Genomic DNA, 14678 nt, shown 5'->3' on the forward strand with positions numbered 1-14678 from the left:
GCGGCGGCCCGGCCCCGGTCCGGCCGGCCCCGGTCCGACCGGCCCGGGTCCGGCTAGCCCCGGTCCGGCTAGCCCCGGTCCGAGGGCCGGGCGAGGCGGAAGGCGGACTTGGCGGGGCGGCGGCGGCCGGCGGTGGCGGGGACGGGGATGGCGGCGACCGGCTGCTCCGGGGCGCCCATCTGCGGGACGAGGGCGGGGGTAGCGGAGGCCGTGCCGGCGAGGACGGCGGCCGGGGCGCCGCCGCGGCGGCGGACGGAGCCGGGGACCAGGGGGCGGCCCGAGGCGTGGCGCGCCACCGCCGTCATCGGGACGGCGACGAGGACGAGCAGGGCGCAGAGGACGGCGCCCATGCCCGGGTAGCCGGCGCGCTCGGAGAGCAGGCTGCCGGTCACGGGTCCGCAGGCCACTCCGAGGGAGGAGGCGGAGCCGACCAGGACGGCCCAGCGGCCGCGCGGGTCCAGGGAGGCGGCCAGGCCCAGGAGGTAGGACAGGACGACGGGGTAGACGGCGTTCCAGAGGATCTCGCCGGTCGCGAAGGAGGCCAGGCTCCCTGCGGCCGAACTCAGCAGCACGCACGCCGCGATGAGGACGGTGCCCACGCCGATCGGCACCGCGCGGCCCAGGCGCGAGCCGAGCGCCCCGGCCGCCGTGACCCCGGCGAGCCCGGCGCCGAGCGCCGCCGCGAAGACAGCGCCGACCGTGACCTCGGAGAGCCCGGCCTGGGTGAGCCCGATGCGGCCGCTGACGCCCCACAGGGCGTTCTGCGCGAGGGACCAGCACAGGATGCCGCCGGCGAGGACGGCGCCGGCCCAGCGGTAGGGCAGCGGGCCGGCCGGCGCGGTCGTGCGCCCGGTCCGTCCGTCCCGCGCGGACGCGGTGGCCGCGAGCCGGCCGGTGAGCGGCCACACCAGGGCCGCGGCGCAGGCGATGGCGAGCAGCGGGGCCGCGTGGCCGCCGCCCAGGTGCGGAAGGGTCAGGTAGAGGGCGCCCGCCGCGGCCGAGACCGTCAGGAGGCCCAGCGTGGAGGCCCGGTGCGGGTCGCGCTGCCCGGCGATGCCGGCCGCCGCCACCGCCGTCGCCGTGCCCGAGCCGACGCCGCCGAGGACCGCGCCGGCGACGACCAGCGGCACGATGCCGGTCGCGGCGGCGGAGCCGTAGCCGACGGCCATCGCCAGCAGGCCCGCGCGGGCCGCCGTGCGCGGGGCGATCCGGTCCCCGCGGGCGGCCAGCGTGAAGCCGGCCGAGGAGGAGCCGAGGAGCAGCACGGAGCCGGCCAGACCGGCTTGCGCGGGGGTGAGGCCGAGTCCGGCGGAGAGCCGGCCGACGACGGTCGGCAGCAGGTACGGGGCGAGGTAGCCGGCGGTGAAGAGGGCGACGAGGGCGACGAGCGCCGCCGGGCCGCGGGTCCGCGAGGACATGGGCGTTCCCAGGTACGGAAAGGGGCGGGGAGAGCGCCCGGTGGTGCGGGGAACACGGGGTCGCGGAACCATGTGTATCAAGCAGGTGAGTGACGGGAGAAGGTGGTATCCGCCGATTCGCCATGTGATCCGGGTCACAGTCTGTTTGGCTCGCGGGTTTGCGGGTAGAGGGCTGCTTTCTCGCTGCGTCCCACCCGTCACGCGTACCCCATCGGGCACACTGGCCTGAACCGCACCAGCGCAGGGAGCCAGCCGTGACCACAGCAAGGGGAGACCAGCCGCAACACGACGCCGGGGTCGACCCGTTGGTCTGCCTGCGCGAACCCACCGACCCCGCCTGCGACGTCTTCCTGACGGGCACGGTCTTCCTCGACATCATCTTCACCGGCCTCGACAGCGCCCCCGTCCGCGGCACCGAGTCCTGGGCCCGCGGCATGGGCTCCAGCCCCGGCGGCGTCGCCAACATGGCCACCGCCCTCGCCCGCCTCGGCCTGCGCACCTCGCTCGCCGCCGCCTTCGGTGACGACCACTACGGCGAGTACTGCTGGGACGCCCTGGAGCAGGGCGAGGGCATCGACCTCGCGCTCTCCCGCACCGTCCCCGGCTGGCACTCCCCGGTCACCGTCTCGATGGCCTACGAGGGCGAACGCACGATGGTCTCCCACGGCCACGAGGCCCCGCCGCTGGACGGCGCCCTGCCCGCCTACCCGCCGCACGCCCGCGCCGCCGTCGCCTCCCTCGTCCCGGGCCGGAGCGAGGAGTGGGTCGCGCAGGCCGCCCGCGGCGGCGCCAAGGTCTTCGCCGACGTCGGCTGGGACGACACCGGCCGCTGGGACCTGGCCGGGCTCACCGACCTGGAGCACTGCGAGGCGTTCCTGCCCAACGCCGCCGAGGCGATGCGCTACACCCGCACCGAGTGCCCCCGGGCCGCCGCCCGCGCCCTCGCCGACAAGGTCCGCTACGCCGTCGTCACCCTCGGCGCCGAGGGGGCCTACGCCGTCGACGGCGCCACCGGCGAGACCGCCGAGGTCCCCGCCATCCAGGTCGACGCCCTCGACCCCACCGGCGCCGGGGACGTCTTCGTCGCCGGCTTCGTCACCGGCACCCTCGCCGACTGGCCGCTCGCCGACCGACTCGCCTTCGCCGGCCTCACCGCCGCCCTCTCCGTCCAGGAGTTCGGCGGCTCCCTCTCCGCCCCCACCTGGGGCGAGATCGCCGCCTGGTGGCAGCACGTCCAGGGCCACGCCCGGCAGGACCCCGAGGCGCTGCGCGACCGCTACGCCTTCCTGGAGCGCCTGCTGCCCGCCCCCGCCCGCCCCTGGCCGCTGCGCCGGGCGGTGCCCACGATCGGATTCCGCGCCGCCGCCCCGTGAGCCGCGGCGGGTCGCCGTCCGCGCACGGGCCGTAAACCGCTACGGGCTTGTCGGCACCAAGTCGTAGGCTGGGAGGCCGAGAGGTTGTCGAGCAGCGAGAACCCTGCAACGGGAGGTATGCGCAGGCCACAGTGCCGGCCCATGACTCAGACACCCACAGCCCACGACGGCGCGCCGCAGGACGGCGCCCCCGGTCAGGCCCACGCCCGGTTCACGGTCCCCGCCAAGCACCCGATGGTGAGTCTGCTCGGGTCCGGTGACGCGCTGCTGCGCGTCATCGAGCGGTCGTTCCCGGACTCGGACATCCACGTCCGGGGCAATCAGGTCAGCGCGGTCGGCGACCCGGCGGAAGTCGCTCTGATCCAGCGCCTGTTCGACGAGATGATGCTGGTGCTCCGCACCGGTCAGCCGATGACGGAGGACGCAGTGGAACGCTCGATCGCCATGCTCAGGGCGAGCGGGAACGGTTCGGCGGAGGGCGGCGAGGAGACTCCCGCCGAGGTGCTCACCCAGAACATCCTCTCCAGCCGGGGACGCACGATCCGCCCCAAGACGCTCAACCAGAAGCGGTACGTCGACGCGATCGACAAGCACACGATCGTCTTCGGCATCGGCCCCGCCGGTACCGGCAAGACCTATCTCGCCATGGCCAAGGCGGTCCAGGCCCTGCAGTCCAAGCAGGTCAACCGGATCATCCTGACCCGGCCCGCCGTCGAGGCGGGCGAGCGGCTCGGCTTCCTGCCCGGCACGCTCTACGAGAAGATCGACCCCTACCTGCGCCCGCTCTACGACGCCCTGCACGACATGCTCGACCCCGACTCGATCCCCAAGCTGATGGCCGCGGGAACGATCGAGGTCGCGCCCCTGGCGTACATGCGCGGACGCACCCTGAACGACGCGTTCATCATCCTCGACGAGGCGCAGAACACGAACCCCGAGCAGATGAAGATGTTCCTCACCCGCCTCGGCTTCGACTCGAAGATCGTCATCACCGGTGACATCACCCAGGTCGACCTGCCGAACGGGACGAAGAGCGGTCTGCGACAGGTCCGCGACATCCTGGACGGCGTCCAGGACGTCCACTTCTCGACGCTCACGTCGCAGGATGTCGTCCGGCACAAGCTCGTCGGCCGTATCGTCGACGCGTACGAGCAGTACGACAGCCGCAACGGGCTGCGCCATTAGACGAGAGAAGTACACAGGCACCATGTCGATCGACGTCAACAACGAGTCCGGTACCGAGGTCGACGAGCAGGCGATCCTCGACATCGCCCGCTACGCGCTGGCGCGCATGCGCATCCACCCGCTCTCCGAGCTCTCGGTGATCGTCGTGGACGCCGAGGCGATGGAGCAGCTCCACATCCAGTGGATGGACCTGCCGGGACCGACGGACGTCATGTCCTTCCCGATGGACGAGCTGCGCCCGCCGGCGAAGGACGACCAGGAGCCCCCGCAGGGGCTCCTGGGCGACATCGTGCTCTGCCCCGAGGTCGCCACGCAGCAGGGCAAGGACGCGCCGACCGAGCACTCCATGGACGAGGAGCTCCAGCTGCTCACCGTCCACGGGGTGCTGCACCTCCTCGGTTACGACCACGAGGAGCCGGACGAGAAGGCCGAGATGTTCGGCCTCCAGGCGGCGATCGTCGACGGCTGGCGCGCGGAGAAGGGCCTCACCGGCCCGTCCCCGGCGCCGACCGTGTCCTGACCCCGATGGACGTCTCGCTGATCCTCGGCGCCGTCGCGCTGGTCGTCGTCGCCTGGCTCGCCGCCTGCGCCGAGGCCGGTCTCGCCCGCGTCACCACGTTCCGCGCCGCCGAGGCCGTACGGTCCGGCCGGCGCGGGGCGGAGAAGCTGGCCCAGATCGCCGCCGACCCGACCCGCTACCTCAACGTGGCGCTGCTCGTCCGCGTCTCCTGCGAGATGGCGGCCGGCGTCCTCGTCACCTACGCCTGCCTGGAGGCGTTCCCGGAGACCTGGGAGGCGCTGCTCGTCGCCATCGCGGTGATGGTCCTCGTCTCGTACGTGGCCGTCGGCGTCTCGCCGCGCACGATCGGCCGCCAGCACCCGCTGAACACGGCGACCGCCGCCGCCTACGTGCTGCTGCCGCTGGCCCGGATCATGGGTCCGATCCCGCAGCTGCTCATCCTCATCGGCAACGCGCTGACCCCGGGCAAGGGCTTCCGCAAGGGCCCCTTCGCCTCCGAGGCCGAGCTGCGGGCCATGGTCGACCTCGCCGAGCAGGAGTCGCTGATCGAGGACGAGGAGCGCCGCATGGTGCACTCGGTCTTCGAGCTGGGCGACACCCTGGTGCGCGAGGTGATGGTGCCGCGGACCGATCTGATCTGCATCGAGCGGTACAAGACGATCCGGCAGGCCCTCACCCTCGCGCTGCGCTCCGGCTTCTCCCGGATCCCGGTCACCGGCGAGAACGAGGACGACATCGTCGGCATCGTGTACCTCAAGGACCTGGTCCGCAAGACGCACATCAACCGGGACTCCGAGGCGGACGTCGTGTCGACCGCGATGCGGCCCGCCGCCTTCGTGCCGGACACCAAGAACGCCGGCGACCTGCTGCGCGAGATGCAGCAGGAGCGCAACCACGTCGCCGTCGTCATCGACGAGTACGGCGGCACGGCCGGCATCGTCACCATCGAGGACATCCTCGAGGAGATCGTCGGCGAGATCACCGACGAGTACGACCGGGAGCTGCCGCCGGTCCAGGAGCTCGGCGAGGGACGCCACCGGGTCACCGCCCGGCTCGACATCGGGGACCTGGGCGAGCTGTACGGCTTCGGACCCGACGAGTACGACGACGAGGACGTGGAGACCGTCGGCGGGCTGCTCGCCAAGGCGCTCGGCAGGGTCCCGATCGCGGGCGCGAAGGCGGTGGTGGAGCTGCCGGACGGCCGTTCGCTGCGGCTGACCGCCGAGGCCCCGGCCGGTCGCAGGAACAAGATCGTGACCGTTCTCGTGGAGCCCCTGGAACCGGAGGAGGACCCGGCGTGACCCCCGAGGAACTGCGCGCCTTCTGCCTGGACTTCAACGACGCGACGGAGGAGTTCCCCTTCAGCCCGGAGGTCTCCGTCTTCAAGGTCGCCGGGAAGATGTTCGCGCTGTCGTGGCTCGACGCCGACCCGCTGAGGGTCAACCTCAAGTGCGACCCGGACGAGGCGGTGCGGCTCCGCGAGGAGCACCCCGCGATCGCCCCGGGCTACCACATGAACAAGCGGCACTGGAACACCGTGAGCGTCGCGGAGCTCCCGGACCGGATGGTCCGGGAGCTCGTCGAGGACTCGTACGACCTCGTGGTCGCGGGTCTGCCGAAGGCGGTACGGCTCCGCCTCGACCGGCCGTAGCTCAGGACCGGCGCCGCAGTCCGAGGCCCACGAGGACCGCGGTGCCGACCACGATCGCCGCGTCCAGGGCGAGGACCGTGCGGACCCCTCCGTACAGGTCCCCGCCCGTGGTCGCGAGGACGCCGAGCAGCGGGATGCCGACGGTGAGGCCGATCTGCTGGGTGGTGGTGACCAGGCCGGTCGCCAGGCCCTGCTCCTCGTCGGGGACGCCGGAGGTGACGGTCAGCCCGTACGAGATGATCGCGCCCAGGTGGAACATGCAGGCCAGCGAGGCCGCGACGGTCGCCAGGACCACACCCGACTCCCGGCCCACGCCGAGGATCGCGGCGGTCAGCAGCCCCTGTCCGGCGAGCGAGCCGACCAGGACCCGGCGGGTGCCGAGCCGGCCGATGACCTTCGGCGCGAGCGTGCCGGCCAGGATCGCCGCCAGGCCCTGCACGCCGAAGACGAGACCGGTGGCGAAGGCCGACAGTTCCAGGGTCTCCTGGAGGTACAGGGTCAGGACGAAGACGACGGTCGACATCATCGAGAAGGTGATCAGACCGGCCAGGTTGCCGAAGGCCACCGTCCGCCGGCGCAGCATCGGCAGCGAGACCAGCGGCGACGCGTGCCGGGACTCGACCCGCACGAAGACCGCGAGGAGCACCACGCCCGCCACCAGGGTGACCAGCACGTCCGCGCCGCCGAAGCCGCGCTGGGCCGCCGTCGACAGGGCGTAGATCAGGGCGAGCAGGCCGCCGGTGACGGTCACCGCGCCGGGGAGGTCGAGCCGGGGCCGCTCCGGGGTGCGGGACTCGGGCAGCAGGCCCGGCGCCAGCGGCAGCACGATCACGGTGAACAGGGCGAGCAGACCCATGGTGGAGCGCCAGCCGAGGGTGTCGGTCATGACGCCGCCGAGCACCATGCCGACGGTGAAGCCGAGCGAGAGCAGCGTGCCGGAGATGCCGAGTGCCCGGTCGCGCAGCGGGCCCTCCGGGAAGGTGGTGGTCAGCAGGGACATGCCGGTGGGGACGATCGCCGCGGCGCCCAGGCCCTGGAGGGCGCGGCCGGTGAGGAAGGCGGCCGGGTTCCAGGCGAAGGTGGCGAGCAGCGAGGCGGCGCCGAAGAGCACGAGGCCGGCGAGGAAGAGCTTCTTGCGGCCGAAGAGGTCGCCGACCCGTCCGAAGAGGAGCAGGAAGCCGCCGGACGGCAGGGCGAAGGCGGTGACGGCCCACTGGAGGGCGGACTGGCCGAGGCCCAGGTCGGCGCCGAGGACGGGCAGGGCCACGTTCAGGACGGAGAAGTCGAGCGCCACCATGAACTGGGCGGCGCAGAGCACGAAGAGGATGAGCCGGGTGCGGCCGGTGAGCGCCGGGGGAGCCGCGGGGGCGGTGGGTGAGGCCGGGGGAGAGGTCGTCGTTGCCATGGGCCCACCTTGGGCGGACGGGAACAACGGTGGGGAGCGGGAACTTATCCTGTTGGTCGCACCACCAGGCATCCACCATGCGTCCAGGGGGAGGAAGCACACGTGGCCACCGCTCTTGAGAGCACCAGCGCGAAACAGCGGCGACTCGGGGAGCTGCGCGAGTTCCTGATGAGCCGTCGGGCCCGGATCACCCCGTCGGAGGCGGGGCTCCCGGACGGCGGAGCGCGCCGCCGCACCCCGGGGCTGCGCCGGGAGGAGGTCGCGGTCCTCGCCGGCGTCGGCGTCTCCTGGTACCAGTGGCTGGAGCAGGGCCGGGACATCACGGTCTCGCCGCAGGTCCTCGACTCGGTGGCGCGGGTGCTGCGGCTGAGCCCGGCGGAGCGGCGCCATCTGTACGTCCTGGCGGCGCTGAACCCGCCGGCGCTGGAGGCGGCCCCGGAGGACCGGGACATGTGCGACGGGCTGCGGCGTCTGATCGACGCGTGGATGCCGTTCCCGGCGCACATCATGGACCGGTACTGGAACACGGTCATGTACAACGAGGCGGCGGCGATCGTGCTCGGGATGCGGCCGGAGATCTCGCAGAACTGCCTGATCGACTTCTTCACCGACCCGCTGTACCGCTCGCGGGTGGGGCACTGGGAGGAGATCGCTCCGAAGGTGGTCGCGCAGTTCCGCTCGGCGTGCTCGGAGTGCGACGACGACGAGGGTTTCCAGGCGGTGATCGCCGAGCTCAAGGAGCGCAGCGAGGAGTTCACCGAGCTGTGGGAGCGGCGGGACATCCTGCCGGGCGGCCAGAACCGCAAGGAGCTGGAGCACCCGCTGGTCGGCACGCTGGTCGTGGAGGCGACCCAGCTGAGAGTGCCGGCCCGCCCGGACCTGGTGATCGTCATGCACACCCCGCTCCCGGAGGCGGACACGGCCGAGAAGCTGGAGTGGCTGGTGTCGCCCGAGGGGCGCCGCGGGGCGATGTACCCGGTGGCCGGCTGAGGGGCGTCGGGGGCGATGCTCCCGGTGGCGGGCTGAGGGTCCGCCGGTGCCTGGACCGGGGGGCTCCGTCGGCCGGGAGCTGGTCACGGGTCGAGACGGAGCGGCCGAGGGCTGAGACGCCGTCCGGGCGTCCGCGGCCCCCGACCTATGCTCGGGGCATGACACTCAGCAGCGAGCACGGCGACCTCGGCGCCGAGGACCTCAAGATCATCACCCTGGCGCGCAGCGCCCGCGCCCGCAACGGCGTGCCCGAGGGCGCGGCCGTGCGCGACGAGACGGGCCGGACCTACGTCGCCGGCACCGTGGAGCTGGAGTCGCTCAAGCTGAGCGCGCTGCGGACCGCGGTCGCGATGGCGGTGGCCAGCGGCGCCCGGTCCCTGGAGGCGGCGGCCGTCGTGTCGAACGCCGAGGCGGCGTCGGACGAGGACCGCGCGGCCGTGCGCGACCTCGGCGGCCCCGGGACCCCGGTCCTGCTGGCGGGTCCCGACGGGCAGCTGCGGACGGCGGTCACGGCCGGCTGATCCGGACGGCGGCGACGCGACATCGAGGGCCCGGCGCCGCGCCGGGCCCTTTGCGCGTTTGTGAAGTGGCGCCGCATCTTCTCTTGCCTTCCCCGGTCGTCTGCGCATCAATGGCATCGGTTCGCCCGACGGACCGTCAGATGTTCATCGTCCACGCAGTGTCCGCACCCCCTGCGTTCGTCATCGGAAGGGGTACGAACCCGCCATGAGAAGCAGAAGCACCTTAGGAACCGTCGCGGTACTCACCGGAGCGCTCGCAGCCGCCGGGCTCGCCTTCGCTCCCACGGCCGGCGCCGTCTCGCCGGGCACCGCCACGGCGACGTACGACTGCGGCAGCTGGGGCGGCGGCGGCGCCACCCTCACGGCCACGCAGAGCGGCACCGCCGCGACCGTCACCGTCACCTCGGCCGTCACGACGCCGATCGCGGTGGGCGCCAACACGATCAACGCCACCCTGACGATGGCCAAGGGCGGCGGCGGCACCCGGGTCTTCACCGGCAAGAAGAATCCGGCGCTCGCTGCCGGCCAGTCCGTCGTCATCGGCCCGCTGAGCGGGACGGTGGCCTCGGGCGACAGTCTCAACTCGTACTTCGCGGGGGTCGCCCTCAAGATGGTGATCTTCGGGGTCACGGTGAACTGCGACGCGCTGACGTCACAGTCGCCGGGTCCGTTCGTCTTCAGCTGAGCCGCTCAGTCCCGGACCGGTGTCGCCCTCGGCGGCACCGGTCTCTGTCGTGTCCGTGCGGCTGTGACCTGCGAAAACGCTCCTCTTTCGTCGATCTTGACATGACCTGATGGGCCATCAGTCGATGTGTTTCGCTTCCCTTGACTTCTCTCCGCCCGCGGCCGTCAATGGCGCCCATCCAACCCTCAGGAGGGGCACCCATGGCACTCAACCGATCCCGGGCGGCGGCCCGAAGACGGCGCTGGACCGCCGTCCTCGGCGCCACCGCCCTCGCGGTCGCCGGCGGCGCGCTCGCGGCCCCGGCCGGCGCGTCCGCGGCCTCGCAGCCGGTGGAATTCCAGACCCGCTGCGTCCCGCCGCCGATCGCCGGCATCCCGCCGATCACGGGCACCACGACCGCCGAGATCACGGTCGACAAGCCCAGCCCCAAGGTCGGCGAGACGGTGACCGTCACCTACACGATCACCAAGCCCGCCGCGTCCAACCCGGTCGACCTCGCGCTCCCGGCCGACATCATGACGCCCACCGGCAAGGTCGTCCTCGGCGGCGCCCAGAGCGGCCAGGTCACCGTCACCGGCCCCCGGAAGAACCCGCCGGTCCCCGGCAAGGGCTCCTTCCCGGCCTTCTCCATGACGGGCACCTTCACGGCCACCGAGGCGGGCTCGATCACCCTCTCGCCCGGCGACTACAACATCCACACCAGCTACCTCATGGAGCTCGACACCCCCTGTACGGTGCTGACCCCGCCGGCCCCGGTCTCCGAGACCGTCGTGGTGAGCCCCGCGACCAACCCCAACACCCGCGCGCTCCAGCTCGACAACGCCTCCGGAGACCCCGGCGTCCGCGTCACCGTCACCGGAAGCCGCTTCACGCCGCTCACCGAGGTCACCGTCGTCGGCCGGGCCGGAGCGGCCGAGACCGCCGACCGGATGACGGTCACGACCGACAGCGAGGGCGGGTTCGCCGCGCGGCTGAAGGTCAACGACGCGGCGACCACCGGGATCGTGGCGTACGAGGGCGCGGCCTGGGACCCCGACAAGGGCGCCGGACCCGTCGCCTACAAGGTCGTCGTGCCGGCCCCGCCGAACAGCCAGACGATCACCGCGGCCGTCACGGCGGGCGAGCTGTCCATGACCCAGGCGGGGGACGCGGTCCAGCTGTCCTCCGTCGACTTCGGTCAGGGCGGCGCGGCCACCGGCGCGCTGCAGACGGTGACGGTCAAGGACTTCCGCGGCGGACCCGCGGGCTGGTCCCTGACCGGCAAGGTCACCGACTTCGCCGGACCCGGCGGGGCGATCGGCGCCGGGAACCTCAGCTGGACGCCCGCCTGCGCCGCCAGGGCCGGCAGCCCCAGCACCTGTGCGGCGGGCTCGTCCGGACCGGTCGGCAGCGGCGGCGCGACCCTCGCCTCCACGCCGAACGGCACCCTGACGGGCGGCGAGTTCACCGTCGACGCGCAGCTCTCCCTCGACGTCCCGGCGTTCACCGCGCCCGGCGCGTACGCGGGCGTGCTGACGCTGACGCTCTCCTGACCACCCGCGGGCCGGGCGCGCACCCGGTCGGCCCGCACCGTCTCCGCACCCCGGGGGGTTCCGCACCGTGCGCAAGCTGTACGTACTCCTCCTGAGCGTCCTCGTCGCGCTGCTGGCCCCCGCGCCGGACGCGCGGGCCGCCGAGAACGGCGAGTGGGCCGTCTACCCGGCCGCCGCCACCCTGGGCAGCCGCCCGTACTTCTTCCTCACCGCCGCCCCCGGCACGACCCTCACCGACCGGGTCACCGTCGCCAACAAGACCGCCGCCCCGCTCACCTTCCGGCTGTACGGCGCCGACGCCTACAACACCGACCGGGACGGCGGCTTCGCCGTCCGCACCCGGCAGGAGCGGCAGACCGGCGCCGGGGCCTGGATCACGCCCGAGCGGACCCGGATCACCGTCCCGCCCCGCTCCGCCGTCACCGTGGCCTACACCCTGACCGTGCCGGCCGACGCCGACCCCGGCGACCACCCCGGCGCCCTCGTCGCGCTCGACGAGCGGATCAGCCCCGGCGGGAAGGGGAGCGTCGCCGTCGGCGTGCAGCGCGCCGTCGCCGCCCGCCTCTACCTCCGGGTCGGCGGGCCGACGCTCGCGGCGCTCGGCGTCGAGGACGTCACCCTCGTCCAGGACCGGCCGCTCGTCCCCGGCACCCGCACGAGCAGTGCCGTGGTCTCGTACACCCTGCACAACCGGGGCAACGTCACGCTCAACCCGAAGGTCGCCCTGAAGGCCCGGGGGCTCTTCGGCCGCACCCTCCTCGACCGCGACCTGACCGGGGTCCCGTCCGAGCTGCTGCCCCGCCAGAAGATCCGGCTCACCGAGCGCTGGACCGGCTCCCCGCAGCTCGACTGGGGCGACGTCACCCTCACGGCCACCGCGAAGGACGTGCGGGAGACCGGCCGGGTCTCCTTCCTCGCCCTGCCCTGGCTCGCGGCCGCGGTCCTCGCCACGGGCGGCGCGGCCGGCATGTTCGGCCTGCGGATACGGCGCCGTCGGGCACTGGGTGCGTGAGGAGGGCGCTCATCGGGGACAATGGCCCCCATGAGCGCTCGCAACCAAGAATCCGAAGCCGTCCACCGGGCCGGCTTCGCCTGCTTCGTCGGCCGCCCCAACGCGGGCAAGTCCACCCTCACGAACGCTCTGGTCGGTCAGAAGGTGGCCATCACCTCCAACCGGCCGCAGACCACCCGGCACACCGTCCGCGGCATCGTGCACCGCCCGGACGCCCAGCTGATCCTGGTCGACACCCCCGGCCTCCACAAGCCGCGCACCCTGCTGGGCGAGCGGCTCAACGACGTCGTGCGCACCACCTGGGCCGAGGTCGACGTGATCGGCTTCTGCCTGCCCGCCGACCAGAAGCTCGGCCCCGGCGACCGCTTCATCGCCAAGGAGCTCGCCGGGATCAAGAAGACCCCCAAGGTCGCGATCATCACCAAGACCGACCTGGTCGACTCCAAGACCCTCGCCGAGCAGCTGATCGCCATCGACCAGCTCGCCAAGGAGCTGGGCTTCGAGTGGACGGAGATCGTCCCGGTCTCGGCCGTCGGCGACAAGCAGGTCCAGCTCGTCGCCGACCTCCTCATCCCGCTCCTCCCGGAGTCCCCGCCGCTCTACCCGGAGGGCGACCTCACGGACGAGCCGGAGCAGGTCATGGTCGCCGAGCTGATCCGCGAGGCCGCCCTCGAAGGAGTCCGCGACGAGCTGCCGCACTCCATCGCGGTCGTCGTCGAGGAGATGATCCCGCGCGAGAACCGCCCCGCGGACCGGCCGCTGCTCGACATCCACGCCAACGTCTACATCGAGCGCCCCAGCCAGAAGGGCATCATCATCGGCCCGAAGGGCAGCCGCCTCAAGGAGGTCGGCATGAAGTCCCGCAAGCACATCGAGGCCCTGCTCGGCACCCCCGTCTTCCTCGACCTCCACGTCAAGGTCGCGAAGGACTGGCAGCGCGACCCCAAGCAGCTGCGCAAGCTCGGCTTCTGAGAAGTCCGTCAAGAAGTCCGTCTCCTGGGCAGGGTCCCCGGCCGCGTGTCAGCATGACGCGGTGACAAAGATCGTCAAGGGGGGAAACCTGCCGGTCCCCGGGCAGGTGTGGCGGATCGCGGTCGTCCGGCGGGCGGCGGGTGAGGGAGTGCCGGCGGTCGACGCCTCCGCGCTCCTGCTCGACGCCGCGGGCCGCGTCAGGAACGACGGCGACCTGGTCTTCTACAACCAGCCCGAGCACGCGTCCGGTGCGGTGCGCCTGCTGGGGCAGGTGCGGGACGAGGAGCAGCGGGTCGCCGACTGGCTGGAGATCGACACCGCGCGCGTCGAGCCCGGCGTCCGGCGCATCGTGATCACCGCCTCCAGCGAGGACGGCACCTTCGGCCAGGTGCCCGGGCTGCACATACGGACGATCGGTGCCGCCACCGGCGAGCAGCTCGCGCTGTACGAGGTCGACGACGCGAGCACCGAGACGGCGTTCCTGCTCGGCGAGTTCTACCTGCGGGACGGGGCGTGGAAGTTCCGCGCGCTCGGCCAGGGGTACGACTCCGGCCTCGTCGGCCTCGCCGAGGACTTCGGCATCGTGGGCAGGGACCCGGAGCCCGCCCCCGACGACGACGCCGCGCACGACGCCGCGCACGACGGCGGGCCCGACCCGGCCGACGAGCCCGGCCCCGTCGGCGCCGCTCCGGAGGCCATCCCCGAGGAGCTCCTCGCCAAGGTCCGGGAGGCCGAGGCCGAGGCGGCCCTCGTCCCCGCACCGCCGCGGGTCCCCTCACCGCGCACCCCGCGGACCGGACCGCGGTCGGACGCCGCGCTGTTCGGCGGGGAGTTCCCGGAGTTCTTCCGCAGCGGCGAGGGCAAGGCCGACATCACCGTCGACGTGCCCCTCCCCGCCGGCTACGTCGTCGTCGAGTCGACCCGGAAGGGCGACGGCTACTTCGCCGTGCACAGCATCGACGAGAAGGGCGAGAGCGACGCGCTGCTCGCGAACACGCTGCTGAAGGACCAGGGGGCCCGTCGGCTCCTGCGGTACGACGGCACGACGCCGCTGCGCCTGCGCGTGAGCGACTACGGTGAGGGGTGGACGGTCGCCGTCCGTCCGGTGAGCACCGTGGAGGTCCTCGACGGCACGGCCGAGGGGCGGGGCTCCGACGTGCTGCTGTACACGGGCCCGGCCGGGCTGCTCTCCTCCCGGCTCCGCACGAGGTTCGAATTCGAGTGGTTCAACGTGCACGGCTACGAGCCGGACGGCCGCGATCACCTGCTCGCCAACGACGCGAGCAGGTTCCCCCGGGAGACGCGTCCCCTGCCGGAGGGCCCCCTGCTCGTGCAGCTCGTCAGCGCCGACGGCGACTGGACCCTGAAGGTCCGGCCGCCCAAGGAGAACAGGTTCTGGCGCCGCGGCTAGGGG

Annotated in this window: 14 protein-coding genes; 12 read left to right on the plus strand and 2 right to left on the minus strand. The window is 73.1% G+C overall.

The window, feature by feature from the left end:
* Positions 1-68: 68 nt before the first annotated feature.
* Positions 69-1418: an MFS transporter gene (locus tag AB0424_RS16950; RefSeq protein WP_366306068.1), complete on the minus strand. Its 1350-nt coding sequence runs from the start codon at positions 1416-1418 to the stop codon at positions 69-71.
* A gap of 254 nt (positions 1419-1672) precedes the next feature.
* Here AB0424_RS16950 and AB0424_RS16955 point away from each other — a divergent pair, with 254 nt between their 5' ends.
* The 5 genes from AB0424_RS16955 to AB0424_RS16975 all read left to right on the plus strand — a co-directional run bounded on the left by AB0424_RS16955 (position 1673) and on the right by AB0424_RS16975 (position 6147).
* Positions 1673-2791 carry a PfkB family carbohydrate kinase gene (locus AB0424_RS16955; RefSeq protein ID WP_366306070.1) on the plus strand — a complete coding sequence of 373 codons (1119 nt, stop codon included), beginning with the start codon at positions 1673-1675 and terminating at the stop codon, positions 2789-2791.
* Positions 2792-2932: 141 nt separating this feature from the next.
* On the plus strand, positions 2933-3976 hold the full coding sequence (locus tag AB0424_RS16960) for a PhoH family protein (RefSeq protein ID WP_366306071.1): 1044 nt from the start codon (positions 2933-2935) through the stop codon (positions 3974-3976).
* Between the two features lie 22 nt (positions 3977-3998).
* A complete protein-coding gene (gene ybeY / locus AB0424_RS16965; RefSeq protein WP_366306073.1) occupies positions 3999-4496 on the plus strand; it encodes an rRNA maturation RNase YbeY in 498 nt (165 codons plus the stop codon).
* 5 nt (positions 4497-4501) lie between these two features.
* Entirely contained in the window at positions 4502-5797 is a 1296-nt protein-coding gene (locus AB0424_RS16970; RefSeq protein WP_366306075.1) for a hemolysin family protein, read from the plus strand.
* Positions 5794-6147: an MmcQ/YjbR family DNA-binding protein gene (locus AB0424_RS16975; protein ID WP_366306077.1), complete on the plus strand. Its 354-nt coding sequence runs from the start codon at positions 5794-5796 to the stop codon at positions 6145-6147. The genes AB0424_RS16970 and AB0424_RS16975 overlap by 4 nt, the downstream gene beginning before the upstream one ends.
* A 1-nt stretch (position 6148) precedes the next feature.
* Here the strand turns inward: AB0424_RS16975 and AB0424_RS16980 are convergent, their stop codons facing one another.
* Entirely contained in the window at positions 6149-7552 is a 1404-nt protein-coding gene (locus AB0424_RS16980) for an MFS transporter (RefSeq protein WP_366306079.1), read from the minus strand.
* Positions 7553-7654: 102 nt separating this feature from the next.
* Here AB0424_RS16980 and AB0424_RS16985 point away from each other — a divergent pair, with 102 nt between their 5' ends.
* The 7 genes from AB0424_RS16985 to AB0424_RS17015 all read left to right on the plus strand — a co-directional run bounded on the left by AB0424_RS16985 (position 7655) and on the right by AB0424_RS17015 (position 14675).
* On the plus strand, positions 7655-8542 hold the full coding sequence (locus tag AB0424_RS16985; RefSeq protein ID WP_366306081.1) for a helix-turn-helix transcriptional regulator: 888 nt from the start codon (positions 7655-7657) through the stop codon (positions 8540-8542).
* Positions 8543-8700: 158 nt separating this feature from the next.
* Positions 8701-9063: a cytidine deaminase gene (locus AB0424_RS16990; RefSeq protein WP_366306083.1), complete on the plus strand. Its 363-nt coding sequence runs from the start codon at positions 8701-8703 to the stop codon at positions 9061-9063.
* A 205-nt stretch (positions 9064-9268) separates the two neighbouring features.
* On the plus strand, positions 9269-9748 hold the full coding sequence (locus AB0424_RS16995; protein ID WP_366306084.1) for a hypothetical protein: 480 nt from the start codon (positions 9269-9271) through the stop codon (positions 9746-9748).
* A gap of 200 nt (positions 9749-9948) precedes the next feature.
* Positions 9949-11280, plus strand: coding sequence for a beta-xylosidase (locus tag AB0424_RS17000; RefSeq protein WP_366306085.1), 1332 nt, complete (start codon positions 9949-9951; stop codon positions 11278-11280).
* A gap of 67 nt (positions 11281-11347) precedes the next feature.
* The gene (locus tag AB0424_RS17005; protein ID WP_366306086.1) at positions 11348-12292 is read left to right on the plus strand and encodes a DUF916 domain-containing protein; all 945 of its coding nucleotides are present in this window, start codon (positions 11348-11350) and stop codon (positions 12290-12292) included.
* Between the two features lie 30 nt (positions 12293-12322).
* Entirely contained in the window at positions 12323-13264 is a 942-nt protein-coding gene (gene era / locus AB0424_RS17010) for a GTPase Era (RefSeq protein WP_366306088.1), read from the plus strand.
* A gap of 61 nt (positions 13265-13325) precedes the next feature.
* Entirely contained in the window at positions 13326-14675 is a 1350-nt protein-coding gene (locus tag AB0424_RS17015; RefSeq protein WP_366306089.1) for a TerD family protein, read from the plus strand.
* Positions 14676-14678: the final 3 nt, after the last annotated feature.

It is taken from the genome of Streptomyces sp. NPDC051180 (assembly GCF_040689545.1).
GTDB lineage: Bacteria > Actinomycetota > Actinomycetes > Streptomycetales > Streptomycetaceae > Streptomyces.